Genomic DNA, 26,047 nt, shown 5'->3' with positions numbered 1-26,047 from the left:
CGACCGGAGTACCAGCTGAAACGGTTCACACGCCGATCGCGCAGCTGTGCGATCGGTTGTACATCGATCTTTAGTGGCTACTCACTCCCCGAGTCGCCTCGCCGCCTCGCGAAGCGCCTCCTGCGTGTCGATGCTCTCGAACGTCTCGTCGGCGACGCCCTCGAGATCGTCCTCGCCGACGACGGCGTAGTCGAGTCGCTCGAGCGCCGCGAGAATCCGTCCGTCCCCGTCCTCGAGTGCCGCGGCGCAAGCGCCGGCCATCGCGTCCGCCCGGTAGACCGCCTGGGTCGTCTGGTACCACTGATCCTCGAGCTGGACGACCGCGCCGTCGCGGCCGCGCGCACTGTCGTACAGCCGCTCGAGCAGCGACGGATCGACGAACGGCATGTCGCAGGCGACGACGGCGGCGTACTCCCGGTCGACGGCCTCGAGGCCGACCCGGATACCGGCCAGCGGCCCCCGGTCGGGAACCGGATCAGTCGCGATGCGGATGGACGCATCACAGCCGGCCAGCGCGTCTCGAATCGCGTCGATCTGGTCCTCGCGGCAGTTGATCACGATCTCGTCGGTCACGACGGCGAGTCGGTCGACGACCCGCCGGATCATCGGCGTCCCCGCGAGGTCGGCGACCGCCTTGTCGGCCCCGCCGAAGCGCGTCGAGTAGCCGCCCGCGAGGACGACGCCGCCGAGTGAGTCGGTTGTCGTCACGCCGCTAGCTACGGCGGACCGGTAGTAAGAGGGCCCGGTTTCGCTCGAGCCGGGATCGTACGGGATCGCTCGAGTCTCTCGACGGTCGAGCACGATGCGTATCGTCTGTCGGCCCGCGCGTCCACGGAGCACGTCGTTTCGATCCACCCTGTGTGGTGTCTTCGGTGACGTTCGTCGCCCTCCGTCAGTTCTATCCCCGGAAACGGTCCCGTTGAAACCTTCATAATCCGTGGCTTCTGGTTCACAACAACCTTTACCAGCGAGATAGTGGTGAGAATTTTCGAGGCTTGATACCGCATGTCAATGAACGCTGTCGTATACCAGGGACCGCACGACGTGTCCATCGAAGAAGTAGACGAACCCGAAATCGAACACCCGAACGACGTCCTCGTCGACATCACGACGACGGCGATCTGTGGATCGGACCTCCACATGTACGAGGGCCGAACCGGCGCCGAAGAGGGAATCGTCTTCGGCCACGAGAACATGGGGACCGTCAGCGAGGTCGGCGACGCCGTCACGACGCTCGAGCAAGGCGACCGCGTCGTCATGCCGTTCAACGTCGCCTGCGGCTTCTGTCAGAACTGCGAGAACGGCTATACGGGCTTCTGTACCAACGTTAACCCGGGCTTCGCCGGCGGCGCCTACGGCTACGTCGCGATGGGGCCGTACAAGGGCGGACAGGCCGAGAAACTCCGCGTCCCCTACGCCGACTTCAACGCCCTGAAACTCCCGGAGGGCGACGAGCACGAGGACGCGTTCGCGCTGCTCGCGGACATCTTCCCGACGGGGTGGCACGGCACCCGGCTGGCGAACCTCCAGCCCGGCGAGTCGATCGCGATCTACGGCGCCGGTCCCGTCGGCCTGATGGCCGCCTACAGCGCGAAGATCCAGGGCGCCTCGGAAATCTACGTCGTCGACCGGGTTCCGAGCCGACTCGAGATGGCCGAGGACCACTGCGACGCGCACACCATCAACTTCGAGGAGGGCGATCCGGTCGAACAGATCATCGACGAGCACGGCGACGAGGTCGACAAGGGCGTCGACGCCGTCGGCTACCAGGCGATCGACCCCGAGACGGACCCGAGCGACGACGCCTACGATCCGGCCCGGGAGAACCCGGCGATCGTGCTCAATCAGCTCATCCAGACCGTCCGACCGACCGGCGCGCTCGGCATCCCGGGACTGTACGTCCCGACGGACCCCGGCGCGCCCGACGAGATGGCGGCTCAGGGCCGGCTCGGAATCGACTTCGGCAAGGCCTTCGAGAAGGGACTGAAGCTGGGTACCGGGCAGACGAACGTCAAGCAGTACAACCGGAAGCTGCGAGACATGATCATCGAAGGACGCGCCGATCCCAGCTGGGTCGTCTCCCACCGCGTCGACCTCGAGGAGGCACCCGAGATGTACGAGCGGTTCGACGACCGCGAAGAAGGTGTCATCAAGGTTCTGCTCGAGCCCTGATCCCGAAGTCCTCAAATTTCTTTGAGTAGAGACGCGTCGTTAACAGTCGGTAGTATATTAGCGGATTGTGGCACTACGCGGGACCCGTACCGCGGCGAACCTGACCGCGGTTCGAGTTTGGTAACTGAATCTCCCAGCCCACTAGAAGGTAATTAACGTTATAGTCGGTTCTCGTTACCGTTGTACCCGGGAAACACGGATAAATGGGCGGAATCGGATGACATCGGCCAGCACCTGAACGGGCCCGGAACGAGGGTTAACAGTGGTATCGGAGTATTACTATGAAATTCAATAAATTAACCAAAATCACCAACATTAGAGCTCTAACACTGCCCTAGATAAACTCTTTTGCTTATTACTCCCTACAACTACCATGGCTCGAATCAGCCGGCGCAGTGTGCTAACTGGGATCGGTGGCGTAGGAGCATTGTCCTTCGCGGGTACTCTCAGCGGCGATCGAAGTTTCAGCGTGCAGGACCGTGAGATCATGCTAGGGATCCTGCAGCCGGAATCCGGAGATTTGGGCGAACTGGGAGGGCCGATCGCGGACGGGGCCGAACTCCCCGCTATCCAGCTCGCAGGCGAGGGAAGTGAGTTCGAAATCCAAGTCCAGCGCGAAGATTCTCAGACGCTTTCCGAGGCAGGGATCAGTGCCGCACAGTCGCTCGTCGACGCCGGGTTCCCGATGTTCACCGGCGCGGCGGCGTCCGACGTAACGATACCAGTCGCCCAGGAGGTCGCGGTCCCGAATCAGGTCGTCATGTGTTCGCCCGCGAGCACGAGCCCGGATATCACGGACCTCGCCGACGACGACTTCGTTTTCCGTACCGCACCGAGCGACGCATTACAAGGTCCAGTCATCGCAGAACTCGCGTACGAGGACCGTGAGTGGGAGAGTGCGGCGGTGCTCGCCCTGAACGATGCCTACGGACAGGCGCTCGCGGGCGTGTTCGAGGAGAGCTTCGAGGAGCTCGGTGGCACGGTTACGGCTGCCGAGGCGTTCGAACCGGAGCAGCCGTCGTACACCTCCATCCTTGAGAGCGCGCTCGCGGACGAGCCCGATTTCCTGCTCGTGATCGCGTTCCCCGTCAGCGGCGTCCAGATCTTCCGGGACTTCTACGCGGGCTTCGACCCCGAACTGCCCGTCGTCGTCACCGACGGTCTGATCGAGGACGACCTCCCGGTGAACGTCGACAACCCGATGAACAACGTTCTGGGGACCGCTCCGGCCGCCGACGGTCCGGACGTCGACACGTTCACCGAACTGTACGAGAACGAGTTCGGGAGAGGGCCGGGGGTGTTCACCGCCCACGGCTACGACGCGAGCGCCGTCATGATCCTGGCGAACGCTCGTGCGGGTTCGAACGACGGTCCCGCCGTCCGTGACGAGATGCGGGCCGTCGCGAACCCGAACGGCGAGACGGTCGGCCCGTCGAACCTCGCCGAGGGAATCGAACTCGCCGCCGCGGGAGAGGAGATCTCCTACCAGGGTGCCTCGAGTACCGTCGAGTTCGACGACAACGGCGACATGCAAGCCGTCACGTACGATGTCTTCGAGTTCGGTGACTTCGAACTCGAAGCGGTCGAGCAGATCGACTTCGAGGAGGAATAGGGCAGCCGGCCAACCGTTTTTCGAGCGAGGCATCGAAACTCTCGGCGACGAGTATCAGATCTCGCCCCCGAGATAGGCATCGATGACGCGTTCGTCCTCCTGTATCTCTTGGGGAGAGCCACGCGAGAGCACCCGACCCTGATGCATGACGATCACCGTCTCGCAGTTGTTCATGATGACGTCCATGTCGTGCTCGACGAGGAGAAAGGTGTATCCCTGCGATCTGAGTTCGTGGATGCGCTCGAGGAGTTTCTTCTCGAGCGTGGGGTTGACGCCGGCCATCGGCTCGTCGAGTAACAACATCTCCGGGTCCGTCAGGAGCGCCCGGGCGAGTTCGAGGAGCTTTCGCTGCCCGCCCGAGAGGTTCGACGCGTCCTCGTGGGCCAGGTGATCGATCTCGAACAGTTCGAGCGTCTCCCAGGCGCGCTCGAGCAACTCTCGCTCCTGTTCGACGATCGATCGACGAACGCTGGGCACGACCGTGCACCAGAGGGACTCGCCGAGCTGGTCGTCGAACGCCAGTAGCATGTTCTCGAGCACGGTCATCCCGCTGAGCATCCGGCTGATCTGGAAGGTTCGTACCAGCCCGCGATCCACCAGCTGGTGTGGTTGCAATCCAGTTACGTCCTCGCCCTCGAAGATCACCCGACCGGAATCCAGTTTGTAGACGCCGGTGATCAGGTTGAACACCGTCGACTTGCCGGCCCCGTTCGGACCGATAAGTCCCGTTATCGTCCCCCGCTTGACCTCGAAACCGGCGCCGTCGACTGCCACGATCCCACCGAATCGCTTCTCGAGGTTCGAAACGCGGAGCACGACCGTCTCCGCTCGCTCCCCGTCGACGACGGCCGATTCACTCATTCGGCTCACCTCCCTGCGGCGAGGGAGTATCGCGTTCGCTCGGCGGTCGCTCTTTCGTCAGGTCGATCGGCGATGCGGGTTCGTTCCGGTGGCCGAGTATCCCGTCCGGGCGGTAGATCATCAGGACGACGAGAACCACGCCGAAGAGGACGAACCGGAGGTTCGGGAGCTCGCCCACCGCATACCCAAGCAGCGGCATCGGGTCGAGATCACCGAGCGCGACCACTCCGTCGTAGACCGTCGGGGGCCGCGGCAGGTCGAAGGTGGCGTCCACGATGCGCTGGACGAACGGCGGCCCCTCGAAGAGCAACCCGGCGAACAGGAGTGCCCCGACGACGCTCCCGGTGTTCGACCCGGAGCCGCCGATGATCAGCGCGGTGAAAATGTAGAACGTGACGATCGGCAGAAACAGGTTTGGGTCGATGTATCCCCGGCGGCCCTGCCAGACCATGCCCGCCAGCCCCATGAACGCGCACCCGACCACGAACGCCTTGATCTTCACGCGATCGGTGTTCTTGCCGAGCGATTGGGCCGCGAGTTCGTCCTCCCTGATGGCTTTCAACACCCTGCCGAACGGGGAGTTGCCAATCCAGGTGATGACCACGAACGCGAACGCGACCAGCACCACCAGGATGGCAGTGTACACCCACCCCTCGACGACTGACGGGCTCAGCTCCAGCGCGTCCCCGGCCCGCAGGAACGGCCGGCCGACGAGGGTAGGCCCCGCTCCCTGGTCCCCGTCGACGTACATAATCCGCCGCGAGATCGTGTTTCGCAGGTTCGGGAACGACATTCCCTGTCCGCCGCCGGTCCCGAACTCGACGCCGAGCAGATCGAACTCCCGGAGCGCGCTCGAGTTGTACAGCAGCCGGATCACCTCCGCGAACGCCAGGGTGACGATCGCGAAGTAGTCGGCGCGGAGGCGCAACGCCGGCAACGAAACCAGGAAGCCGACGAGCGCGGCGGCCACGAGTCCCGCCGGAACGCCGATCCACAGCGGCAGTCCGAGTCCGGGGAACGTGGCGTCCGGTGCGGCCGTCACCAGCGCCATCGTGTAGGCGCCGACAGCCATAAAGCCGGCGATGCCGATGTTGAACAGCCCCGTGTAGCCCCAGTGGAGGTTGAGCGCCAGGGCGACCAGGGCGAACGACGCCGCAAGCAGCGTCACCTGCTGGAGCGTGCTGACGATGCCGTTGAAGTCCAGCCCTGCCGCGAGGCCGAGGCCGATGAAGAGACCGTACACCACGAGCGTGGCCGTTGCGATGATGGCGATATCGTCGAGCCAGCGGGGACGGCCGCCGGGATCGGCACCGCCCACGAACTCCTCCTCGGGGGCTTCGCCGCCGTCCGGCGCGACGGGCGGTTCGCGAGTCACGCCGTTTCCACCCCCCCGAAGATTCCGGACGGCCTGAAGAGGAGGATCAAGATCATGAGCGTAAACGCGGCAACCTCGGTCAGGTCACCCGGGATCCAGACCAGCGAGACGTTGGTCGCCAGCCCGATGATCAACCCGCCGGCGATCGCGCCGTAGATCGATCCGATACCGCCGAGGATGACCGCAGAGAAGATCAACAGGAGCAGGAACCATCCCGTGTTGAAGCTGAGCGTCTCCTGTTCGAGGACGATCAGATAGCCAGCCGTTCCGGTCAGCCCCGCACCGATGATCCAGGTCATCAGGATCACTCGCTCAGTCGGAATTCCGGTGATCAGCGCGAGATCACGGTTGTCGGCCATCGCCCGCATGGCCTTTCCGAGCTTCGTGTACTGCAACAGGAGGTGGAGCGCGATCATCAGTGCCACGCCGATCACGACGAGGGTAGACTGGTGGACGTCCAGCGAATCGGTCCAGAAGAGTAACTCGTGTTCGACCGTCGGCGAACTCCTGGTCACACCGCGCGTCTGCTCCCCGTAGAAGAACACGATGACGTACCGAAGCGCCAGCGCGATGCCGACGCTCGCGATCAACAGTGGGATCCCGCCGGCGTTTCGCATGCGCTTGTACACCAATCGATCGATCGCCAGCGCGACGAGGATCGTTCCGATCGCCGCGACGAGTAACCCGGCGACGATCGCGAGCGGTGCCCCGAACAGGTGCATGTCGAGTTCGCGGGCAGAGGTCCCGCTGTCGGCGTTCAGGAGAACGGTCGACCCGAACTCGGCGATCCCGAGTCCCCCGACGACGTAGGCGCTAGTCCACCCCAGGAACGCACCGGTAGTGACGAGATCGCCGTGCGAGAAGTTCGCGAATCTGAGAATAGCGTACGTCATCGACAGTCCGACGGCGGCGAGCGCGATGATGACTCCGTCGACGAGCCCTCGCCAGAGAAACACCGAAAGCGTGCCGAACCGGAGGTCGCCGAGGACGATGCGACGCGCGAAATCGAGCAGCAGTACTCCCAGCCCCACGAGGAGCAACACCCCAAACCACTGTTCGATCGTCACCCCCGCGAGGGAGCGCCGCCAGTCTGCGAAAGGCATGGTATTGACTAGCTAGGGGCGTAAATAATACTTCCACGCGATAGTAGAGGGTAATAGCGTGTTACGGCTGGATAAGTCTGATTTGGCCGTTATTGTCGGCGGCGCGTGTTTTCAACCGCTAACGGAATATAGTAGCCACTGACAGTCAGTGCACACCCGATCGCACGACGGGAGCGCGGTTCTCGCTTGCTTCGCTCGCTCCGAACCGCGGACAGTGCGATCGGTGTGAAAACCGTTTCAGTTGGTACTATACCACGTATACGTCACTCGTTAGCGTCGAAGCCAGACTTTCGGGTGCGCCTCCCGGAGGTGGTCCTGATACCGCTCGATCAGGCCGGGGTACGTGTCGTCGACTGCGTGCCAGTCGCAGTGGTCACAGGAGCGTTCGACTACGTCGGTCGTACCGCCAACGTACGCGCCGTTTCGCTTCGTGTTCATGATCGTCTCTCGGCGGAGTGCCGTCGAGTAGGCGCCCTCGGTAGCGCACCGTTATGGACTTTTGGATCGGCCATCGAGCCGATTCCTTCGGCGACGAGCGCTCGAGGAACGCGGTGACAGAAAGGCGTATATCGATTCCGGTGTTATCTCGCTCCGTGTGCCAGTACTGTAACTACTCGTTCACCGACGGCTGGGGGCAGTTGCTCGAGTACGACGACGTCTACCAGAACGCCATTACGGCGACGGCGACCTCCCAGTCGACCCACGGCTTCCACGAATCCTGGGACGAACTCAGCGACGAACTGGAATCATAGCGGGAACGGATCGGCCCAGTTCTGGTCTTCGACCTGTTCGTCCGTCGCGACGAGCATCGCCTCGAGTTCCTCGCGGATCCGCGCTTCGTCCATCTCGCGGCCGATAAACACCAGCTGCGTCCGTCGGTCGTCGTCCGGCCGCCACTCGCCGATCGGCCCCGCCTGCACCGACGGACCGGCCTGACTGAGTCCGATCACCTCGTCGCGGCCGGCGACGTGACAGACGCCCTTCGCCCGGACGATCGAGCCGTCCCACTCCTCGAGCCAGTCGCCCAGTTCGTCGGGACGAAACGGCTCGTCGGCTCGGAAAACGAACGACGAGACGCCGTGGAGGTCGGCAGCGCGCTGGTCGTGGGCGTGCGAACGGGCGCGTCCACCGTGATCGTGACCGTCGCCGCGCAGCTCGCGTTTCCACCCCTGCGACCGCTTCGCCTCCTCGAAGTCGAACCGACCGGTTCCCAGCACGAGGTCGGGATCGACCTCGCAGTGGCTCGTGCGGACTCGCTCGGCGCCGGGCTGAAGCCGATCCACGACGGCTTCGATCTCCTCGAGAACGTCGTCGGGGATCATATCGGTCTTGTTCAGCAGGAGGACGTCGCAGAACTCGATACTCTCGACGAGGACCTCGCTCAGCGGCCGTTGCTCGTCCGGCTGGGCGTGTTCGGGCAGGGACTCGCCGGCGTCGAACTCCTTCCAGAAGCCGTAGGTGTCGAGGACGGTGACCGTCGTATCCAGCTCGAACAGCTCCGTCGGATCGATCTCGCTCTCCTCGGTCCCCTCCGTGAACACCCGGGCCACCGGGATCGGCTCGCTGATCCCGGAGGACTCGACGAGCAGGTACTCGAACTCCCGGCTCTCCGCGAGTCGTCGGGTTTCGTCGAGGAGATCCCCCTGTAATCGGCAGCAGATACAGCCGTTCGAGAGATCGACGATCCCCTCCTCTTCGTTCTCGCGGGCGATCAGGTCCGCGTCGACGTTGACCTCGCCCATGTCGTTGACGATGACCGCGATCTCCCGACCCGCGGCGTTCGTCAGCAGGTGGTTGACGAGCGTCGTCTTGCCGGCGCCGAGATACCCACTAACGACGGTGACCGGGATCCGGTCGACTTCGGTGTTCGACATGTGATGTCACGACCCACGACGGACGGGCTACTAAATGGCGCGGGTGGTTTCGCTTCCGGGGATGCGATCGCCGTCAGGCGTTGCCAGCGTCGAAACCCCCTTCCCGGGGGCGTTCGTACCGCTAGCACGGACATGGCGACGGCAACCGTCAGCGCCGGTGCGCGGATCCACGTCGGCTTTCAGAACCTCTCGCTCGCCCGCAGACGGCTCTACGGCGGGATCGGGGTCGGCCTTGAGGAGCCGCGGGTCACCATCACCGCCGAGCCGGCAGCGACCGTCGATGCGGACGATCCGCTGGTTCGCGAGTACGCCGAGCGAGCCGTCGACGTGCTCGACGTCTCCGGAGTCGCCGTGACCCTCGAGGAGCGGCTTCCCCGCCACGTCGGTCTCGGCAGCGGCACCCAGATCGCGCTCTCCGTGTTCGCGGCGACGGCAGCAGCACACGACCTCGAGCCGCGGGTTCGACCGCACGCGCCGGCGATGGGGCGGGGCGGACGCAGCGGCGTCGGCGTCGCGACGTTCGAAGATGGCGGCTTCGTCGTCGACGCGGGCCACCCGACGAACCGGTTCACGACTGAGCCGCCGGCGGAGGGGGACTGGACGGTGCCGCCGGTCGTCGCCCGGCACCGACTGCCCGACGATTGGCGGTTTCTGGTCGTCGTCCCCGACGCCGAGCCCGGCCGCAGCGGCGAGAACGAAGACGCGAGCATGCGCGCCGTCGTCGAACGAGCCGACCCCGCCGTCGCCGACGAGATCGCCGGCGTCGTCACCCGAAAGCTGCTTCCCGCGGCCGCCGAGGGCCGGCTCGAGGCGTTCGGCGACGCCGTCGCCGAGATCGGCCGCAAGAACGGCGCCTGGTACGCGGACGCCCAGGGCGGCGTCTTCCGCCCGCCGGCGGGCGAACTCGTCGAGGCGCTCGAGGGGTGTCCCGTGCTCTCCGGCGTCGGCCAGTCGTCGTGGGGGCCCGTCGTCTACGGGCTGACGGATCGACGCCACGCCGCGGAAGCGAGGGCGGCCGCGCGGAAGGCGCTCGAGGGTCGGGGACTCGAGGGGTCGGTCGTGCTCGCGGCGCCGGCGGCGAGCGGCGCGGAGATCGACTCCGGTAGCGGGCGATAGTCACGAAGCGTCGAAGGGAACCGTCGATCAGGAGGAGAATATTCTCGTCTGCGAACAGAGCGCGTATTCAGCAGCCGCTCTCACCTACCACAGCTATCGTCGAGCGATTACGACGGCGAATTCAGTGAATCGAGCTCTCCGACTGCCGGAAGCGTGAACGAGAACGTCGATCCCTCGCCCGGTTCGGAGTCGACCCAGATACGTCCATCGTGGCGCTCGACGATCCGTTGGCAGAGTGCGAGGCCGATCCCGGTGCCGGAATGGTTCTCGCGGCTGTGGAGGCGCTGGAACACCTCGAAGACGCGATCCTGGTTATCGGGATCGATACCGATACCCTCGTCGCGAACCGAGAGCATCCACTTCCGTCCCCGTCTGTCGGCTTCGATGTGGATCCGAGGCGGCTCGGTCCCGCTGTACGCGATCGCGTTACTGATGAGGTTTTGGAAAACCTGGCGTAGCTGACTGTCATCACCCATTACGGGGGGAAGATCCTCGGTCGTGATTTGCGCATCGCTCTCCGCGATCTGCATTTGGAGATCTTCCCGTACGTTCTCGACGAGACTGGCCAAATCGACCGGTTCGAGCGGATCACCCTGTGTATCGACTCGCGAATACTCGAGCAGACCGTCGACCATTTCGCGCATTCGATCCGCACCGTCGACGGCGAACTCGAGGAATTCTTCGGCGTCGTCGTCGAGTTCACCGCCGTACCGGCGTTCGATGAGGGAGAGGTAACTCGATACCATGCGAAGCGGCTCTTGTAGGTCGTGGGAAGCCGCGTACGCGAATTGCTCGAGCCGCTGATTGGACTTCTCGAGTTGTCGTTCGTGCGCTTTCTGTTCGGTCACGTCCTGTACCACCCCGACTGCACGTACCGGCTCGCCCTCATCGTAGTAGAACACTCCCTGAGCGGCGATCACCCGTTGCTCGCCGTCGGCCCGCGTGATCCGGCAGTCGAATTCCCACTCGCCCGTCTCGAAGGCCCCCTCGAACCGTCGTTCCACATCCACGCGATCGTCCGGATGGACGTGTTCGAGGAAGGTCTCGAAGTCCCAGTCGTCGAGCGGTTCCTCGTAGCCGAAGATCCGATCGTGGTGTGGAGAACGAACGGGCGACTCCTCCGTTTGCAGGTCGAGTTCCCACGTGCCCATCTCTCCGGCCTTGAGTGCGAGACGCAACCGCTCCTCGCTTTCGCGCAACTCGCGTATCGTTTTCTCGAGTTTGGCTTCGCGCTCCTTTCGCTCAGTGATGTCTCGGAAGTAGACTGAGAGTCCCGTCTCGGAGGGGTACGCTCGAACGTCGAACCACGTATTGAGCGGATCGGGATAGTACTCTTCGAAGGAGACGGTCTCCTGTTCGGACATCGCCTCCTCGTACTCGGATTTGAACGTTCGTTCGGTCGCCTCGGGAAACGCTTCCCAGACGGACTCGCCGATTAGCGCTCGGTCCTCGGGGTTGATCAGTTCGTGAGCGCGTTCGTTCAGGTACGTGAACTGCCACTCCTCGTCGAGCGCGAAGAAGGCGTCCGAGATGCGTCCGTAAATCTCGTCGAGTTCGGCCTCGATCTGCTTTTGCTCGGTGACGTCGCGGAAGTACACCGATAGGCCCGTTTCGGACGGGTACGCGTGCTCCTCGAACCACGCGTCGAACGGCGGGTAATACCCCTCGAACGAGACGGACTCCTGGGAGTCCATCGCTTCTCGGTAGTGCTCTTCGAACTCGGTTCCCGCTAGCGAGGGGAAAAGTTCCCAAATATTCGCACCCAGTAACTCGTCGGCGTCGTGACCGAGGCTCTCCTCGGCCTGCTGGTTGACGTGAGTGAATTCCCACTCTTCGTTCAGCGCCAGGACCCCGTTGGTGATCCGCTCGTGGATCTCTCGCAGTTGGCTGTGTGCTGCTTTGTTCTCGATCGCCGTTGCGAGTACGTTTGCGACGCTTTGAACGAAATTCGCGTCGTGTTCGGTAAACTCCCGCTCCTCGGTCGAATGCGTTCCCAGAACGCCCCGCGGCTCCTCGGCGGAACCGATGACGACGCTGATTCCGCTGACGACACCGTGCTCGATGAGCAGATCGGGGTCGGAGAACCGCTCCTCGGTACGGTAGTCGGTGACGATGATCGGCTCCTCCGAGTGGAGCGTGTATCCGACTCGCGAGTCGAGAGTCGCCGGGATCGTCGCCTCGTCGACGACTTCATTCTGCCAGCCGACACCGTGCCTGAGAACGACTTCGTCGCCACCGGGCGACAACTCGAGGACGGTCGCGTATTCGACGTCGAGCGTCTCGGCGACCGCGACCGCAGCGTCGTGCATCAACCGGTCGAGGTCGTCCGTTTCGAGCGCCTGCTGTCCGAGTTCGGCAACGACCTCCTGTTGACGGATGCGAGCGTGAACGGCCGAATCTGCATCCGTGTAAGGAGAGGAAGTCATTTAACGCACAGTTTGTGGCGAGATGTATAAGAACTTCCCCCGCAAATTGCGCATTCACCCCCTTCTTAGGTGCTGTGAGGGAATTTGAAAACTATAGTATAGTAGCCACTGAAAGTCAGTGCACACCCGATCGCACGACGGGAGCGCGGGTCGGAGCGAGCGAAGCAAGCGAGAACCGCGCACAGTGCGATCGGTGTGGAAACCGTTTCAGTTGGTACTATAGCGCGATCGGAACGTTCAGGTGTAAGACGGAGACGTTCGAGCGTTCGACGAACGAGGGAGTTTTGTCGCTGTGCGTGCGTACGTGCGGACATGCAGTTTTGCGACGACTGCGGCTCGATGATGAAAGCTGACGGCGACCGCATGGTCTGTACGAACTGCGACGCCTCGAGCGAGCGCGAGAGCGAGAGCGAGTTCGTCTCGACCGAATCGCAGATCGACGACGACGTGATCGAGTCCACCGAGGACGCGAACTTCGAGGGGAAGCCGAAGGCGACCGACGTCGTCTGCGACGAGTGTGGCAACCAGGAGGCCTGGTACACGCTCAAGCAGACGGCCTCGGCCGACGAGCCGCCGACGCGCTTTTTCAAGTGTACCGAGTGCGGAAAGCGCTGGCGTGGGTACAACTGAAGACGCGTTCTCGAGGCGTTATCAACCGTCGTTCGACCCGTCGTCCCAGACGATCCCCTCGATGGTCGCCGTGAGAACGGTGTCTCCGTGGCCGTTCTCGCAGACGACGTCCGCGGTCAGGTCGTAGCGGTCCTCGCGCTTCACGACGTCCTCGTACAGCCACCTGCACGTGATCGACTGCCCGGTGTAGACCGGCTGGCGAAACTCGAACGTCATCGACGAGGCCAGTACCTCGAGGTCGCCGCCGATCTTCGTCGGCAGCGTCGCCGTCAACAGTCCGTGTACCAGCAGTCGTCCCTCCGGATCGGGATCGGTGTGTCGGGACTGGGTGTCCCGCGAGAGGTCGGCGAACTGCCGAACCTCGTCGTTCGTGAACGCGCGCTCGAACGTGTGGGTTTCGCCCTCGGTCGGTCGGGTCATGTGACAGTAACTCGTGATACGCTGTCGCTACCCAGAAAACCATTCGAAACTAAAACACCCCGTTCGATTATTGCTGGTGCGAAAGGAACGCCCGGCGGTGGAGCGTGCATCCGCGAGCAACGCGAGCGGTTTGTTACGAGAGAGTTTCGCTTTCTCGGCATGCTGCAAGACCTCCGGTCTTGCATAGATCGCAAACGCGAAGCGTTTGCTCACTCGCGAAACGGCTCTGCCGTTTCGAACGACACCGCCGGAGCGGGGTGAAACCCCGCGACGGCGGCTTTTTGGCATCATCAGAACCGTAAGCGGTTCTGATTAGCAGTCAGAACGCAACGCGTTCTGACAGCATCAACGGGTTTTACCGGGGTTCGACCGAGTGAGTGAAACGAACGAGGGAGGATCTCGGTAAAAGAGGTTGGGGCGCAACGTTCACAACCGTTCGGTCGAATCCTCAACTGAATGTCCGACGGGCCGCGACTTCCGGGCGTCGAAGCCGACGAGGACGACGAGGACCCCATCATCCTGCACGTCGACGCCGACTGCTTCTACGCCGCCTGCGAGCGACTGCGCGAGCCCGAACTCGAGGACGAACCCCTCGTCGTCGGCATGGGGTACGAGCCGGGCGAGACCGTCGGCGCCGTCGCCACCGCCAGCTACGAAGCTCGCGAGTTCGGCGTCGAGAGCGCGCAGGCGATCTCGAGCGCCCTCGAGCGGCTGCCCCGGCGCGCGGCGCTCGATCCCGACGCGGGCGACTACGATTCCGACCTCGAGTCACCGCGGGAGCCCGACGAAACCGGCCACTACCGACCCGTGGACATGGACTACTACGAGTCCGTGGCCGAGGAGGTTCAAGCGATCCTCCACGACTGCGCCGACGTCGTTCGCGAGGTGAGCATCGACGAGGCCTACCTCGACGTCACCGAGCGCACCGCCTGGGAGGTCGCCGACGGTTTCGCCCGCCACGTGAAAGACCGCATCCGCCGAGAGGTCGGCATCGTCGTCAGCGTCGGCGCGGCGCCTACGATGAGCGCGGCCAAGATCGCGAGCGACTACGACAAGCCCGACGGACTGACGGTGGTCCGTCCCGGCGAACTCCGGAAGTTCCTCGCCCCCCTCGAGGTCGACCTGCTTCACGGCGTCGGCCCCGTGACGGCCCGCGAGTTGCGGGAGATGGGACTCGAGACGGCCGGCGACGTCGCGGCGGCCGATCCGGAGCCGCTGGTCTCCCGGTTCGGCGAGCGCGGGCGGGAGCTCTACGACCGCGCCCGCGGAGAAGACGACCGCCGGGTCGAGCCGAAGGGGGACCCGAAGAGCTTCTCGCGGGAGTCGGCGTTCGCCGAACCGGTCGCCGAACCCGATCCGAAGTACGAACAGATCGAGACGCTCGCAGCGGCCGTCGCCGATCGCGCTCGCCGAAGAGGTGCGCTCTACCGGACCGTCGGCGTCAAGGCGGTGACGCCGCCGTTCGACGTCAACACGCGCGAGCGGTCGTTGCCGGGACCGATCGACGATCCCGACCTCGTCGACCGGATCGCTCGGGATCTCTTCACCGAGTTCGAGACCGAATCGGTCCGGAAACTCGGCGTCAGAATCTCGAACCTCGAGTTCTCCGCCGCCGATCAGGCCAGCCTCGAGGGCTGGGGGCGAACTGCCGGCAGTGCGGACGGGCAGCGGCGACAGAGCGACGGTGGAACGGACAGCAGCGGAACGGACAGTGACAGAACGGGCGAGCAGCAGCGACCGGTGAACGGCGGAACGGACGACTGCGAGCCGAACGAGCGGACGGCGACCGACGAGCGTCGCCCGATCGGCCAGACCTCGCTCGGGGACTTCTGTTGAGCCGTCGTGATCGACCAAAACGAGTTGGTCGGAGTATATTCAAAGTTGAATATCCGTAACACTGAAATTATAACCCCCCAGGTACAACTACGGTGTAAACGGTACCGTCCCCGAGTTCACATGACAGAGGACTTCTACGATCTGTTCGAGATCTCTTCCGACGCCTCCCAGGACGAGATCAAGGACGCCTACCGCGAACAGGTTCGAATCTATCACCCGGACCACAACGACGACTCGCGAGCACGGGCGCAGTTTACGGCGATCAGGAAGGCCTACGACATCCTCGGCGATCCGGTCGAGCGGAAGGCCTACGACCGACTCGGCCACGAGACCTACGTCGCGAAGCGAACCAGCGGACTGCCCTCGCCCGACGTCTGGCGGAGCGACGAGGACGAGGAGACAGACGCCGAGGCGACTGCGGCGGCGGGTGCGTCGCCGGCCAGCAGTTCGGCGACCGGTGGCTCGACCTCCTCGGCGTCGACGACCGGTTCCGCTGCCGGATCGGCGAGCGGCGCGACGACCTCGAGCGAGTCCGCCTCGAGTGGGTCGACGACGAGTGGCTCCTCGCGGACCGCTGGAGCCACCGAAAGCGCCGGGACTGCCGCAGGTTCGACCGCGGGGGCCCGCGATTCGAGAGCGAGCGGCGGAACGAACACCGCGACGGCGGACAAAAGCGCGACCGGCGCGACCGTCGAGACCGCGACGAGCGCCGATTCGACGACCGAAAGCGCGGTCGTCCGCTGGTGGCGACGCCAGAGATTCGGATTGCCGCTGCTCTGGCTCTCGCTGGTCGTCTACGTCGCGGGACTCGGCCACTTTGCCAGCGCGAACGTCGCCGCTCTCGAGCGCCTTCGGACCGAGATAACCGCCGTCGGCGCCGATCCGGAGGGGCTCCGGACGGCGCTCACGAGCGGTCGGTACGGACTCGAGACGACCGTCGGTTTCGTGACCGGCGCCGAACTCGTGGCGCCCCCGCTCGAGCCGATCCAGTGGTACGGCGGGTTGGCGGGCGTCGTCGTCGCCACGATCGCAGCGGTGCTCGTCGCACGGTTCGTTCGCGCGGGCGACACCTGGCGTCCGGTGACGATCGACGAAACCATCGTCGTCGCCCTCGTCGCGGGCACGGCGACGGCGATGGTCGGCGGACCGCTGCTCGCCGGAACGGTACTGATGCCGCTGCTGTTCGGCGTCGTCGTCTTTCGGACGAGGCAGGGATCCGGCTGGACGCCCACTTACCTGTACGTGCTCCCCGTGCTGGCACCCGCAGTCGGGTTCGCCGCTGCGATAACGGGAGACGCCACGCTCGTCGTCGATCTCGTCGCGTTCGTGCTCGTCCCGGTGGTCGGTGCGCTCTGTCTGCCGCTCCGGGCGACGGTCAGGACGCGGTTCGGCCGCTAACCGACCATCGTCGCGACACCCTTCGTCTGGCGGTAGTCCCGGCCCAGAATCGCCTCGAGTCGCGCGACGAGCGCTTCCCGCTCCGTATCCTCCCACTCTGTCGGCTCTCTGATCGGGACGATCAGGAAGCCCCGGCCGCGGATCTCGGTCGCGTTGAGCGCCGCCGTGTCGAGTTCGAGGCGGTGTCGCTGGGTCGTGTACTCCCGGAGGACGTGATCCGTCGCCCGCTCGCCGACCGGCAGGAGAACGTGCGCGTTGATCGCCCGCAGTTCGGCGTCGAAGTACCGCTCGAGAACGTCGTACTCCTCCTCGGTCGGCGTCCGATCCGCCGGCAGGCAGCACATCTGGATGTAGCTACAGAACAGGTTCTCGCAGACGGGTTCGGTCGACGGACCGCTCACGAAGCCGACCTCCCGGAGGACGTCCTGGAGGGCACGGCCGGCGTCGGATCCGGTAAACGGAACGCCGGTTTCGGCACCGCCGTGGCGGCCGGGGTAATCGCCGATCAGGTGGAAGTCCGCGTTGGCGTCCCCGTAGCCGAAAACGGCGGTCCGGTCACCGGGCGGGGTTCGGTCGAAGGGCGGTCGCATACCGAACGGGTTGCTGGTCCTGTCGGTGACGTTCTGCACGGGTGTACGGAAGAAATGAACGACCATAATCGCCGCGGTTAGTCACCGTCACCCCTCTTCGGTGCAGGGTTCGACTGCCCGGTGCCGGGATCGGCTGCAGTGTCCTCCGGTCGCGTCTCGATACGGGCCGTCGAATCGACGAGCGTGGCGAGACCGCGACGCAGTTGCCGTGATACGGCCGAGTCCGAGACGCCGAACCGCTCCTCGAGTTCCACGGTCGTCGTCCGACGGAAGATGTCGAAGTACCCGGCCTACAAGATCGGGTACCTCTCGGGCGATGGACTTATAAGACGACACTGAGTACATGTTTAGGATGTATCAGGTTGGCCACTACGGCGCGTCCCTGGCCGCGTACGCGCCATTCGGTGCCGCCGTCGCCGTCACCGGCCACGAGACGGCTGCTATCGTCGGCGGCCTCGTCTGCGTCTCCCTCTCGACGCTACCCGACTTCGACCATCAAGTGCCGTTTCTCGAGCATCGCGGACCGACTCACTCCCTCCTGTTCGCGCTCCTCGTCGGTGCCGCACTCGCCGCCGGCGCGGCCGTTCTCGTCGACGCGGCGTCGCCGCTCGTCGACGTCGGGTTCGTCGCGTTCGCGTTCGTCGTCGGCGCGCTCTCGATCGTCTCACATCTCCTCGCGGACGCACTGACGCCCATGGGGATCCGCCCGTTCTGGCCAATCTCCCGGCGGCGATACACGGTGAACGTGACACCGGCAAAGAGCCCGGTCGCGAACTACATCCTGTTCGCGGTCGGCATCGGTGCCGTCCTCGCCGCTGGAGGGATTGTTATCGCGATCGGATAAGTACGGTCGAACCGTTCCTCTTGAAATGCCGTTCTTCAGGTGTAATCTCGTCTGAAACGGTTGTTACGTAGGAATTCGAACCTAACGCTGGTAGATTTATTGACTGCCGGTGATGTCGGTAGAGCCGTATCGAATAGAAGGCGCGTATCCCTCATCGCGTTCACTCGAAAGACGGTGTTTAAGAAGTGAGCGGCCTACTGCCACAGCGCGGTGTCCGTGTAGTTCACGAACCGGGTAATCCGGCCGTCGTGGTGTTCGTAGACGTGCGCGAACGGGCTTTCGATCTGTTCGTCCGCCTCGGTCGTGGCCCGGAACATACCCAGGGCGACGACCGTATCACCGCCGTCGATGAACTGATCCGGTTCGACCCTGAAGGTCTTGAACTCTCTCATGGCTGGTTGGAAAACGTTCTCCAGCACCGCAGTGGGGGTCCGGTAGGTCCCGGCAAACATGATGCCATCCGGTTCGGTCCACTCAATGTCGTCAGCCATTCTCGCTAAGACCGAGTCGATATCCCCCTCGTTGAAACCGTCATACACGCCTCGTACTATCTCGACGTTACTTTGTGGAGTTACCGCCATTATTATCACTATCTATAATCAAGAACTCGCGAGGGGATAAAGCTGCCCTGTGCCGGACACTGATTCGTTCAAATAAACCAACAGCACCTGGGAAGATTTCGATTTACCAGACTAGAGCCATAGGGTAACTCGAATCATCCACGAAGAAAATAACCGGCGGAATAGATTGCCCGAACTGATTTGGGTTACAAGTGGTTCTATGCTTAGTAGTCGATGGATCGATCATCCGTATTCAACACGCCGTTCCTGACAGCTGTTGGATGGATTCTCGTCCGCAAGTTACATCGTTCCCCGAAACATAACACGACGTCCTCTATGTGGTCTATAGCGAAAAACCAGCGATCCGTTACGTGCAAGTTCGAACCTAACGCTGAGACTTTTATCAACTAGCGATAATATTAGCAGAGCCGTGCTGAATACAGGGCGCGAATGTAGTAGGAACTACTGTTCGATCAAGCGGTGGAGAGAATTGCTCAGTACAGGACAAGGAGTTACCGTAGAAGCTGTCCTCGTCAGTCTTCTCGCATAACTGCTAACCGGAACTGCTCGAACGACCGAATCACCTCAGCAAACTCGCCGGGATCAACTGGTTTTTCGAGGATTGCATCTTCATCTGCATCATGGTCGAGGTCGCGGGATTCAATCAGACCTTCATCCATTCCGGTGAGGACAATCACTAGAACAGGATCCAGTTCGGGATGGTGTTTGATTTCGTGTAGAACGTCTTCACCGTCCACTTTCGGCAGGTTCAGGTCGAGAAGTACAATGTCCGGTCGGGGAGCGTCCTCGTACTCGTTGCGTTGATAGATGAAGTCGAGGGCGGCTTGACCATCAGTGACCGTGTGGAGTGTGTTTGCGATGTTGCCGTCTGAGAAGGATTCTTCTATGAGGCGAATATCGCCGGGATTGTCTTCTACCAATAGTATTACCGCTTCCGATGACCCGTTTCCCATTGTGTAGCGATGCGGGTCAACGGGTATAAGAGAATTGGTGGGTTCTTAACAGGAAGAATTTCAAGCCTCCAACAGTAGCTATTTCCGCCAATTCTCGTTCACTGAGCAGCTGTCTATGCTGGTTGGTTTCGACCTGAACGTGAGAAATAAACGAGGGTGCCGTGCTGCATACATTCTCTGTATTCAGCACGCCACTCTTGACAGTGTTCGAGTAGAAAACGGAGTTGATGCTGAATAGAAGGCACGAATGCAGTACGACCCAGCGGGCAATTCGAACGATGGGCCGTTACTCGGCCGGTTGGTCGACGCCAGCGGAGTCGCCCGTGCCGGCCTTCCGGCGCAGCCACTCGAGGGTCGCCGCGCCGCCGAGGACGCCGGCACCGGTCGTGAAGCCAGGCATACTGTCGTCCTCGTCGGGCTCGGGCGCACCGCCGTTCGATCCGGTGCCGTCGTTGTCATCACCATCGGCGTCGGAATCATCACCCGCGTCGTCGATATCGGAATCACCAGTATCGGTTTCGCCGTTGCCGTCGCCAGTGTCTCCGCCGTTCAGTTCGCATCTCTACACGCCAATTGATTTAAAAGTGGCAATTTCAGCAGCAGCAGTCGTCGTTGTCAGCCGTGTTGGGACCACCGGAACCGATTTTAGGTGACGTCAGGGTGAAATCGAGTCCTCGCTTCCAGAAACTGCGCTTCTCAATGCGGCGGAAGTCCTCGCAATTGGAGGCCTCATCGGCCTCGGTATCGGACTTCTTGTCCGCAGTATCGGTGCTGTCTCTCAAAAATATCCACCTGACGTTCTCTTTCTATTCCCCGTCGAGATCGTAACTTCCCGTACTGAGGTGGTCTGATATGTGTTTCAGCTGTCTCTAACACAGCCGAGGAATGTCCATCAGCAGAAAAATGTCTTAGCAGAGCGGCTGAACTGAAAACAAATCCCCGAGACGCGATGCTACGACGAGAGCGCGTCTCGAGACGCTGCTGCGGTCGATCGGCTCCGCCAGATTCCGACGACGAACGCGACGAGGAGAGCCAGCGCGACGACGAGGTAGAACTGGTCGAGCGCGGGGCTGAACGTCATCACGGCGCGTCGTCCGAGGTAGGTGACCGCGAGCGCCAGCACGGTCGATCCGGCCAGCAGTCCGAGCAGCGGGCGGTCGTCGAATCGCCACCGACCGACCATCGTGGCGACGATGACGGACGCAACCAGCGCGAGCGTCACGGCGTACTGGAGCAGCTGGATGGTTGGACCGTAGTTCGTCACGACGCCGAGATCCGTCGGGCTGAGCGCGACGTGCAGCGGCAGCGCGACGAGCCCGAGTCCGAGCGCGCCGGTGACGTGTGTGGCCGTCAGCTTCGGCGCCCAGACGAGGACGGTCGCGACCACGAACATCGAGAAGATGAGCACCGCGGTCCAGAAGTGGAGCGAGAGGATCTCCATCTGGTACTGGAAGACGGTCTCGCGGCCGAGGTACACCTGGACCGGCGTCAGGAGCATGCCGAGAACGACCAGCGACGTCACGTGCCGGTCGACCGACGGCGAGCGCCAGGCGGCGAGTGCGGAGCCGACGATCGCGAAGCCGGCGAACATCGCGACGAACCGGTGGAACCACTCGTAGAAACTGGGAAGGTTCGCGGGCAGCAGGTTGTACGGCCCGGCGTCACACTGGGGCCAGTTCGCTTCGCAGGCCAGTCCCGAGCCGGTCGCCTTCGCCGCGACGCCGAGCAGGATCGTCGCCGCGACCAGCGCGAGCGTCGCTGCCAGCAGATGGGGGAAGCCGAACCGAGCGATCAGCGGACGGAGTCTGTGACCGGAGGTGTGGCTGTGGGTCGACACGGGCGTTCTGGCGGGGGTTAGAACCACCCGTACTTAGATTACCCGAGACGAACCCGGCCCCGGCCGGATTCGCCCCGCTCGCCGGACGGAGACCGAACGGGTTCGTCGGATTCAAGGGTCACCCACGCCAGCACCCGACATGGACAAGCGCGAGCGACTCGAGCGCTACCTCGAGACGCACGAACTCGAGTCGGTCTGGTTCGCCCGGCCGAACTCCTTCGCCTGGCTCACGGGCGGCAACAACGTCGTCGACCGCGAGGGCGACGCCGGCGTCGCTGCCGTCGGCTACGACGGAGCCACCGCTCGAGTACTGACGAACAACATCGAGGCCGACCGTATCGCAGCCGAAGAGCTGCCGGACCTTGCATCCGACGCCGTATCGATCGAGGAGTTTTCCTGGTACGAGTCCTCGCTCGAGGACGCCATCGCGGCCCGGACCGGCGACGAGCGAGCGGCCGCCGATATCGACGTTTCCGGGATCGAGCGCGTCGACCCGACGGAACTGCGCCAGCCCCTGACCGAGCGCGACCGCGAGCGCTATCGCGAGTTGGGACGACAGACGGCCGCGGCCGTCGAATCGGTCTGTCGCGAACTCCAACCCGAGGACACCGAACACGAGGTCGCATCGGCGCTCAAAGTCGCACTCTCGGCGCGCGACATCGAGGCGCCGGTCGCGCTCGTCGGCGGAAGCGACCGCGCGACGCGATACCGCCACTACACGCCGACGGAGGCCGAACTCGGCGACTACGCGCTCGTCTCGGTCACGGCCGAGCGCGCGGGACTGCACGCGAGCTGTACCCGTACCGTCGCCTTCGACCCGCCGGAGTGGCTCGAGGACAGACACCGCGCCGCGGCCCGCGTCGAGACTACGGCGCTCGCGGCGACGCAGACGGCGGCGACAGACGGCGAAACGGCAGGGGACGTCTTCGGCGCGATCCAGGACGCCTACGCTGCGGTCGGCTACGGCGGCGAGTGGGAACACCACCATCAGGGCGGCGCGGCCGGCTTCGCCGGTCGGGAGTGGATCGCGACGCCGGGACACGACGCGACGGTCGACTCGCCGATGGCGTACGCCTGGAATCCGACCGTACAGGGCGCGAAAAGCGAGGATACGGCACTCGTCGCCGCCGACGAGATCGAGGTGCTGACCGCGACCGGCCGGTGGCCGACGGTAACCGCCTCGGCGGTCGACCGCGACATCACGCTCGAGCGACCGGCCGTGCTCGGACTCGAGGAGGACTGAGGACGGTTATTCCCGAGCAGGACCGTCGGTTTCGTCCTCGTCCGGTGGCTCTTCGACCTCCGTATCGGCCGCGGCCGTTTCGATCTCGACGTCGTCCTCGAACGAGACGGAGTCCGCCTCGTTTCCGTCGGTCGCCGTCGGGGTCGTGTCGTCGACGGTGATCTTGACCGGTTCGAGGTCCTCGTCGAGCGCGGGCGGTTCCGCTGACTGACGATCGAGGACGCGGTCGAGCGTAAAGATCGTGTTCAGTTCCCGCTGTACCTGGTCGACGACGCCGCCGACGAGTTCGCTCGGCTGGATCGCCGTGTACTCGTACGGATTGTTACCGGCCCCCTCGTTCGCGCGCTTTTCCCGGCTGACCCGTTCCTCTTCGTGGAGTTCGGCGAGCGCTTCCCGAACGGTGCTGGGGTAGAGTCCGGTCCCTTTTGCGACCTCCTCGGAGGTGCTGCCGGGGCTCGCCAACAGGTGGACGTAGATCTTCGCGCGCGTCTCCGTGTCGAGAATCCACGACAGTAGGTCGACGATCCGCTGGTCGACTTCCTCGACGGCCGCGCTCCGTCCGTCGTCCGTGTCGCCGACGAGATCGCCCGCCTCGAGCGGTTCGTCGTCTCCGACTCGCTCCTCTCCCGGGTGTTCCTCGGTGTCATCTGAAGCCATGTCTCCTCTCGGAGGGACGAAGTCTCCGTGCGGGGTTAAACCTTTGCGGGGGCATCTATCGTCGCCGCGGTCCGACGAATCGGTCGAGGTTACGCCGCCGCGACGCGGTAACGTACGGGTGCCGAGTTGACCGCGAACCGAGCGTCGCGCGGGTTTACTTTCGCTACTCGAAGGCGGCCGGGTCGGCCTCGAGCGCCCGCATCGCGAGCCAGCAGTTGGTTAGCGGGTGGTAGCCCGGTTCGACCGCCGTTCCGCGGTTCGGTCCGTCGCGCTCGTGGTCCCGAGTCAGTCGCTCGTACCAGTTGCCGTACCGGGGGTTGCGCAGGTGCTCGAGCGAGTACTCCCAGAGGCGGTCGTACCACGAGCCGTAGGCGTCGTCGTGGCGACTCAGCAGCGCGCTGGCGCCGATGGCCTCCGTGTGGACCCAGCCGTACTTGTCTGCGACGATCGGCTCCCCGTCGGCGTCGACCGTGTAGTAGAGCCCGCCGTACTCGTCGTCCCAGCCGAGCTCGACGGCCGCGTCGAACAGTTCGAACGCTCGCTCGAGCAGCCACTCCTCCGGTCGGTAGTCGGCGAGCAGCGCGAGCAGCTTCGCCCACTCGGCGTGGTGGCCGGGCTGATACCCCGGCGGTCGGAACTGGTGGCGCGGGCTGTCCTCGTTGTAGGAGAGATCGGGGCCCCACTCCTCGGTGTAGTGTTCCCACAGGAGGCCGTCGGTCGCCGCCGTGATCTCGCGGGTGAATCGGTCGGCGATGGTGTAAGATCGCTCGAGGAACCGATCGTCGCCGGTGGCCTCGTACGCCGAGAGCAGCGCCTCGCAGGCGTGCATGTTGGCGTTCTGCCCGCGGTACGCCGAGAGTTCCCAGTCCGGCGTCGCCCGGTCCGCGTACAGTTCGCGATCGGGCTCCCAGAAGCGCCCCTCGAGGACGTCGAACGCGCGCTCGAGTTCCGCGCGCCCACCGGGAATTCCGGCCTGCGTGGCCCGCGCTCCGGCGAGCAGGACGAACGCGTGCCCGTAGCAGTGTCGCGTCCGGTCCCTCGCCTCACGCCCCTCGAGCAGCCAGTCGTACCCCTCGCGGTCGTCGTCCCAGTGATCGTTCGCCAGAAAGCGCAGGCCGTGTTCGGCGGCGTACCGACACCAGTCGGGACCGTCGGCGAGAACGCCCAGGCTGAAGTTGTGGACGCCCCGCGCCGTCGCGACGAGGTGTTTGGTTCGGGCGTCGTAGACGTGCCCGTCGCGCTCGTCGAGTTGCGCGACGTAGCCGCCGACGGCCGTATCGATACAGCCCGGGTAGTAGAAGTTCAGCACGTCCCGGAACTGGTGACGAAGCCCCGCTCGAGTCCGGTAGATCGTCATGCGAATCGGTACCGAGTACGATCACATAGTGATTCTGGGTAAGCGGACCCGGGTTCATCGGACCAGTACTGATGCGTGTCGAACATCCTACGCCTTTTTCCGGGTCGAAAACGGTGTCGACGGTATGGAATTCGGTATTCTCGGCACGGCGGGAATCGCTCGGAAGTCGGTGATCCCCGCGATTCGGGCGAGCGAACACGGCGTCGGTGCGATCGCTTCCCGCGACGGCGAACGGGCTCGAACGACGGCGGACGAGTTCGGCGTCCCTCGAAGCTACGACGCGTACGAGGAGCTCCTGGACGACGCCGGGATCGACGCGGTCTACGTCCCCGTTCCCAACGCGCTTCACGCCGAGTGGACGAAACGAGCGGCCGACGCCGGTCTGGACGTCCTCTGCGAGAAACCGCTAGCGGTCGACGCGGACGAGGCTCGCGACGTCGCCGCGTACTGCGACGAACGGAACGTCACGCTCATGGAGGCGTTCATGTACCGCTACCACCCACGAACCGAACGCGCGATCGAACTCGCTCGCGAGGGACTCGAGGACGTTCGCTCGCTCTCCGCCTCGTTCAAGTTCGCACTGTACGACGATCCGGAGAACGTCCGCCTGAGCGAGGAACTCGCCGGCGGATCGCTGATGGACGTGGGCTGTTACGCCGTCTCCGCCGCGCGCCAGTTCCTCGGGGAGCCGGACCGGGTCTACGCCTACACCCACGACTCACGGAACGCGGGCGTCGACACCGAACTCGCGGGTATTCTCGAGTACGACGACGGATCGTCCGCTCGGATCGCCTCGGGTCTCGACACCCCGAAGGTCCAGCGGTACCGCGTCGAGGGGCCGAACGGCTGGATCGAGGTCGCGGACGCCTTCGACGCGCCGCTCGAGAAACCGCTCGCGTTGGAGTACCGAATCGACGGGCGACACGCCGTCGAGACGTTCGACCCCGTCGACCACTACCGGCTGGAGGTCGAACACTTCGCTCGCTGCGTCGAGGAGGGCGTTCGACCGCGAACCGACGCCGACGAGGCGATCGCGAATATGCGAGTGATCGACGCGCTGTACGAGAGCGCCGAACGCGGCGAGCCGGCCGTGTTATCCGAGCGCACTGACGGGTAGTCGGAACAGTCCCACCGACAGCGGATCCGGAGGTGTCGCGTACGA

Annotated in this window: 25 protein-coding genes; 10 read left to right on the top strand and 15 right to left on the bottom strand. The window is 64.1% G+C overall.

Going from position 1 to position 26,047, the window contains the following annotated elements; genetic code table 11:
- Positions 1-81: 81 nt before the first annotated feature.
- Positions 82-708, bottom strand: a complete 627-nt coding sequence (gene mobA, locus NED97_RS09215) for a molybdenum cofactor guanylyltransferase (protein WP_252490397.1) — start codon at positions 706-708, stop codon at positions 82-84.
- Positions 709-1,011: 303 nt separating this feature from the next.
- Here mobA and NED97_RS09210 point away from each other — a divergent pair, with 303 nt between their 5' ends.
- Both NED97_RS09210 and NED97_RS09205 read left to right on the top strand, forming a co-directional pair.
- The gene (locus NED97_RS09210; RefSeq protein WP_252490396.1) at positions 1,012-2,172 is read left to right on the top strand and encodes a glutathione-independent formaldehyde dehydrogenase; all 1,161 of its coding nucleotides are present in this window, start codon (positions 1,012-1,014) and stop codon (positions 2,170-2,172) included.
- A gap of 373 nt (positions 2,173-2,545) precedes the next feature.
- A complete protein-coding gene (locus NED97_RS09205) occupies positions 2,546-3,784 on the top strand; it encodes an ABC transporter substrate-binding protein (RefSeq protein ID WP_252490395.1) in 1,239 nt (412 codons plus the stop codon).
- Positions 3,785-3,838: 54 nt separating this feature from the next.
- Here NED97_RS09205 and NED97_RS09200 read toward each other — a convergent pair whose 3' ends face one another.
- The 4 genes from NED97_RS09200 to NED97_RS09185 all read right to left on the bottom strand — a co-directional run bounded on the left by NED97_RS09200 (position 3,839) and on the right by NED97_RS09185 (position 7,561).
- Complete coding sequence (locus tag NED97_RS09200) at positions 3,839-4,645, bottom strand: ABC transporter ATP-binding protein (RefSeq protein ID WP_252490394.1); 807 nt, start codon at positions 4,643-4,645, stop codon at positions 3,839-3,841.
- Entirely contained in the window at positions 4,638-6,020 is a 1,383-nt protein-coding gene (locus NED97_RS09195; RefSeq protein ID WP_252490393.1) for a branched-chain amino acid ABC transporter permease, read from the bottom strand. The genes NED97_RS09200 and NED97_RS09195 overlap by 8 nt, the downstream gene beginning before the upstream one ends.
- On the bottom strand, positions 6,017-7,123 hold the full coding sequence (locus NED97_RS09190) for a branched-chain amino acid ABC transporter permease (RefSeq protein WP_252490392.1): 1,107 nt from the start codon (positions 7,121-7,123) through the stop codon (positions 6,017-6,019). The genes NED97_RS09195 and NED97_RS09190 overlap by 4 nt, the downstream gene beginning before the upstream one ends.
- Before the next feature lie 270 nt (positions 7,124-7,393).
- Complete coding sequence (locus tag NED97_RS09185; RefSeq protein WP_252490391.1) at positions 7,394-7,561, bottom strand: hypothetical protein; 168 nt, start codon at positions 7,559-7,561, stop codon at positions 7,394-7,396.
- A gap of 155 nt (positions 7,562-7,716) precedes the next feature.
- Between NED97_RS09185 and NED97_RS09180 the strand changes: the two genes are divergently transcribed.
- The gene (locus NED97_RS09180) at positions 7,717-7,875 is read left to right on the top strand and encodes a hypothetical protein (protein ID WP_252490390.1); all 159 of its coding nucleotides are present in this window, start codon (positions 7,717-7,719) and stop codon (positions 7,873-7,875) included.
- Here the strand turns inward: NED97_RS09180 and NED97_RS09175 are convergent.
- A complete protein-coding gene (locus NED97_RS09175; protein ID WP_252490389.1) occupies positions 7,870-8,997 on the bottom strand; it encodes a CobW family GTP-binding protein in 1,128 nt (375 codons plus the stop codon). The genes NED97_RS09180 and NED97_RS09175 overlap by 6 nt on opposite strands.
- A gap of 132 nt (positions 8,998-9,129) precedes the next feature.
- Here NED97_RS09175 and NED97_RS09170 point away from each other — a divergent pair, with 132 nt between their 5' ends.
- On the top strand, positions 9,130-10,113 hold the full coding sequence (locus NED97_RS09170; RefSeq protein ID WP_252490388.1) for a beta-ribofuranosylaminobenzene 5'-phosphate synthase family protein: 984 nt from the start codon (positions 9,130-9,132) through the stop codon (positions 10,111-10,113).
- Positions 10,114-10,220: 107 nt separating this feature from the next.
- On the opposite strand, the gene NED97_RS09165 is transcribed toward NED97_RS09170, so the two are convergent.
- A complete protein-coding gene (locus NED97_RS09165) occupies positions 10,221-12,539 on the bottom strand; it encodes a PAS domain-containing protein (protein WP_252490387.1) in 2,319 nt (772 codons plus the stop codon).
- 312 nt (positions 12,540-12,851) lie between these two features.
- On the opposite strand from NED97_RS09165, the gene NED97_RS09160 reads away from it, so the two are divergent.
- Positions 12,852-13,169 carry a transcription factor S gene (locus NED97_RS09160; protein WP_252490386.1) on the top strand — a complete coding sequence of 106 codons (318 nt, stop codon included), beginning with the start codon at positions 12,852-12,854 and terminating at the stop codon, positions 13,167-13,169.
- Between the two features lie 21 nt (positions 13,170-13,190).
- Here the strand turns inward: NED97_RS09160 and NED97_RS09155 are convergent, their stop codons facing one another.
- Entirely contained in the window at positions 13,191-13,589 is a 399-nt protein-coding gene (locus tag NED97_RS09155) for a hotdog family protein (RefSeq protein WP_252490385.1), read from the bottom strand.
- 456 nt (positions 13,590-14,045) lie between these two features.
- On the opposite strand from NED97_RS09155, the gene NED97_RS09150 reads away from it, so the two are divergent.
- Positions 14,046-15,425: a DNA polymerase Y family protein gene (locus NED97_RS09150; protein WP_252490384.1), complete on the top strand. Its 1,380-nt coding sequence runs from the start codon at positions 14,046-14,048 to the stop codon at positions 15,423-15,425.
- Positions 15,426-15,545: 120 nt separating this feature from the next.
- Positions 15,546-16,823: a J domain-containing protein gene (locus NED97_RS09145; RefSeq protein ID WP_252490383.1), complete on the top strand. Its 1,278-nt coding sequence runs from the start codon at positions 15,546-15,548 to the stop codon at positions 16,821-16,823.
- On the opposite strand, the gene NED97_RS09140 is transcribed toward NED97_RS09145, so the two are convergent.
- Positions 16,820-17,452 carry a uracil-DNA glycosylase family protein gene (locus NED97_RS09140; protein WP_252490382.1) on the bottom strand — a complete coding sequence of 211 codons (633 nt, stop codon included), beginning with the start codon at positions 17,450-17,452 and terminating at the stop codon, positions 16,820-16,822. The two genes, NED97_RS09145 and NED97_RS09140, sit on opposite strands and share 4 nt — an antisense overlap.
- Positions 17,453-17,490: 38 nt before the next feature.
- Entirely contained in the window at positions 17,491-17,667 is a 177-nt protein-coding gene (locus NED97_RS23220; RefSeq protein ID WP_345781235.1) for a hypothetical protein, read from the bottom strand.
- A gap of 98 nt (positions 17,668-17,765) precedes the next feature.
- Between NED97_RS23220 and NED97_RS09130 the strand changes: the two genes are divergently transcribed.
- On the top strand, positions 17,766-18,257 hold the full coding sequence (locus tag NED97_RS09130) for a metal-dependent hydrolase (protein ID WP_252490381.1): 492 nt from the start codon (positions 17,766-17,768) through the stop codon (positions 18,255-18,257).
- Positions 18,258-18,451: 194 nt separating this feature from the next.
- Here NED97_RS09130 and NED97_RS09125 read toward each other — a convergent pair whose 3' ends face one another.
- From NED97_RS09125 to NED97_RS09115, 3 genes are all read right to left on the bottom strand, one after another.
- Positions 18,452-18,838: a nuclear transport factor 2 family protein gene (locus NED97_RS09125; RefSeq protein ID WP_252490606.1), complete on the bottom strand. Its 387-nt coding sequence runs from the start codon at positions 18,836-18,838 to the stop codon at positions 18,452-18,454.
- Positions 18,839-19,350: 512 nt separating this feature from the next.
- Entirely contained in the window at positions 19,351-19,791 is a 441-nt protein-coding gene (locus NED97_RS09120) for a response regulator (RefSeq protein ID WP_252490380.1), read from the bottom strand.
- Positions 19,792-20,743: 952 nt separating this feature from the next.
- A complete protein-coding gene (locus tag NED97_RS09115) occupies positions 20,744-21,628 on the bottom strand; it encodes a COX15/CtaA family protein (RefSeq protein ID WP_252490379.1) in 885 nt (294 codons plus the stop codon).
- Between the two features lie 139 nt (positions 21,629-21,767).
- On the opposite strand from NED97_RS09115, the gene NED97_RS09110 reads away from it, so the two are divergent.
- Entirely contained in the window at positions 21,768-22,871 is a 1,104-nt protein-coding gene (locus tag NED97_RS09110; protein WP_252490378.1) for a M24 family metallopeptidase, read from the top strand.
- A gap of 6 nt (positions 22,872-22,877) precedes the next feature.
- On the opposite strand, the gene NED97_RS09105 is transcribed toward NED97_RS09110, so the two are convergent.
- Entirely contained in the window at positions 22,878-23,528 is a 651-nt protein-coding gene (locus NED97_RS09105) for a helix-turn-helix domain-containing protein (RefSeq protein ID WP_252490377.1), read from the bottom strand.
- Positions 23,529-23,691: 163 nt separating this feature from the next.
- Positions 23,692-24,885, bottom strand: coding sequence for an AGE family epimerase/isomerase (locus NED97_RS09100; protein WP_252490376.1), 1,194 nt, complete (start codon positions 24,883-24,885; stop codon positions 23,692-23,694).
- Between the two features lie 124 nt (positions 24,886-25,009).
- Between NED97_RS09100 and NED97_RS09095 the strand changes: the two genes are divergently transcribed.
- Entirely contained in the window at positions 25,010-26,002 is a 993-nt protein-coding gene (locus NED97_RS09095; protein ID WP_252490375.1) for a Gfo/Idh/MocA family protein, read from the top strand.
- Positions 26,003-26,047: the final 45 nt, after the last annotated feature.

Origin of the sequence: Natronococcus sp. CG52 (genome assembly GCF_023913515.1) — an archaeon.
Taxonomy (GTDB): Archaea; Halobacteriota; Halobacteria; order Halobacteriales; family Natrialbaceae; genus Natronococcus; species Natronococcus zhouii.
Note: the sequence above shows the minus strand (reverse complement) of the source record. Positions and strands in the feature narration are given on the sequence as shown.

What these genes read in the sequence shown, in the direction of transcription:
- NED97_RS09190 (WP_252490392.1), bottom strand. Translation starts at nt 7,123, where the DNA reads ATGCCTTTCGCAGACTGGCGGCGCTCCCTCGCGGGGGTGACGATCGAA.
- NED97_RS09105 (WP_252490377.1), bottom strand. Translation starts at nt 23,528, where the DNA reads ATGGCTTCAGATGACACCGAGGAACACCCGGGAGAGGAGCGAGTCGGA.
- NED97_RS09145 (WP_252490383.1), top strand. Translation starts at nt 15,546, where the DNA reads ATGACAGAGGACTTCTACGATCTGTTCGAGATCTCTTCCGACGCCTCC.
- NED97_RS09210 (WP_252490396.1), top strand. Translation starts at nt 1,012, where the DNA reads ATGAACGCTGTCGTATACCAGGGACCGCACGACGTGTCCATCGAAGAA.
- NED97_RS09185 (WP_252490391.1), bottom strand. Translation starts at nt 7,561, where the DNA reads ATGAACACGAAGCGAAACGGCGCGTACGTTGGCGGTACGACCGACGTA.
- NED97_RS09120 (WP_252490380.1), bottom strand. Translation starts at nt 19,791, where the DNA reads ATGGGAAACGGGTCATCGGAAGCGGTAATACTATTGGTAGAAGACAAT.
- NED97_RS09200 (WP_252490394.1), bottom strand. Translation starts at nt 4,645, where the DNA reads ATGAGTGAATCGGCCGTCGTCGACGGGGAGCGAGCGGAGACGGTCGTG.
- NED97_RS09155 (WP_252490385.1), bottom strand. Translation starts at nt 13,589, where the DNA reads ATGACCCGACCGACCGAGGGCGAAACCCACACGTTCGAGCGCGCGTTC.
- NED97_RS09110 (WP_252490378.1), top strand. Translation starts at nt 21,768, where the DNA reads ATGGACAAGCGCGAGCGACTCGAGCGCTACCTCGAGACGCACGAACTC.
- NED97_RS09170 (WP_252490388.1), top strand. Translation starts at nt 9,130, where the DNA reads ATGGCGACGGCAACCGTCAGCGCCGGTGCGCGGATCCACGTCGGCTTT.
- NED97_RS09165 (WP_252490387.1), bottom strand. Translation starts at nt 12,539, where the DNA reads ATGACTTCCTCTCCTTACACGGATGCAGATTCGGCCGTTCACGCTCGC.
- NED97_RS09150 (WP_252490384.1), top strand. Translation starts at nt 14,046, where the DNA reads ATGTCCGACGGGCCGCGACTTCCGGGCGTCGAAGCCGACGAGGACGAC.
- NED97_RS09125 (WP_252490606.1), bottom strand. Translation starts at nt 18,838, where the DNA reads ATGGCGGTAACTCCACAAAGTAACGTCGAGATAGTACGAGGCGTGTAT.
- NED97_RS09130 (WP_252490381.1), top strand. Translation starts at nt 17,766, where the DNA reads ATGTATCAGGTTGGCCACTACGGCGCGTCCCTGGCCGCGTACGCGCCA.
- NED97_RS09205 (WP_252490395.1), top strand. Translation starts at nt 2,546, where the DNA reads ATGGCTCGAATCAGCCGGCGCAGTGTGCTAACTGGGATCGGTGGCGTA.
- NED97_RS09160 (WP_252490386.1), top strand. Translation starts at nt 12,852, where the DNA reads ATGCAGTTTTGCGACGACTGCGGCTCGATGATGAAAGCTGACGGCGAC.
- NED97_RS09175 (WP_252490389.1), bottom strand. Translation starts at nt 8,997, where the DNA reads ATGTCGAACACCGAAGTCGACCGGATCCCGGTCACCGTCGTTAGTGGG.
- NED97_RS09100 (WP_252490376.1), bottom strand. Translation starts at nt 24,885, where the DNA reads ATGACGATCTACCGGACTCGAGCGGGGCTTCGTCACCAGTTCCGGGAC.
- NED97_RS09095 (WP_252490375.1), top strand. Translation starts at nt 25,010, where the DNA reads ATGGAATTCGGTATTCTCGGCACGGCGGGAATCGCTCGGAAGTCGGTG.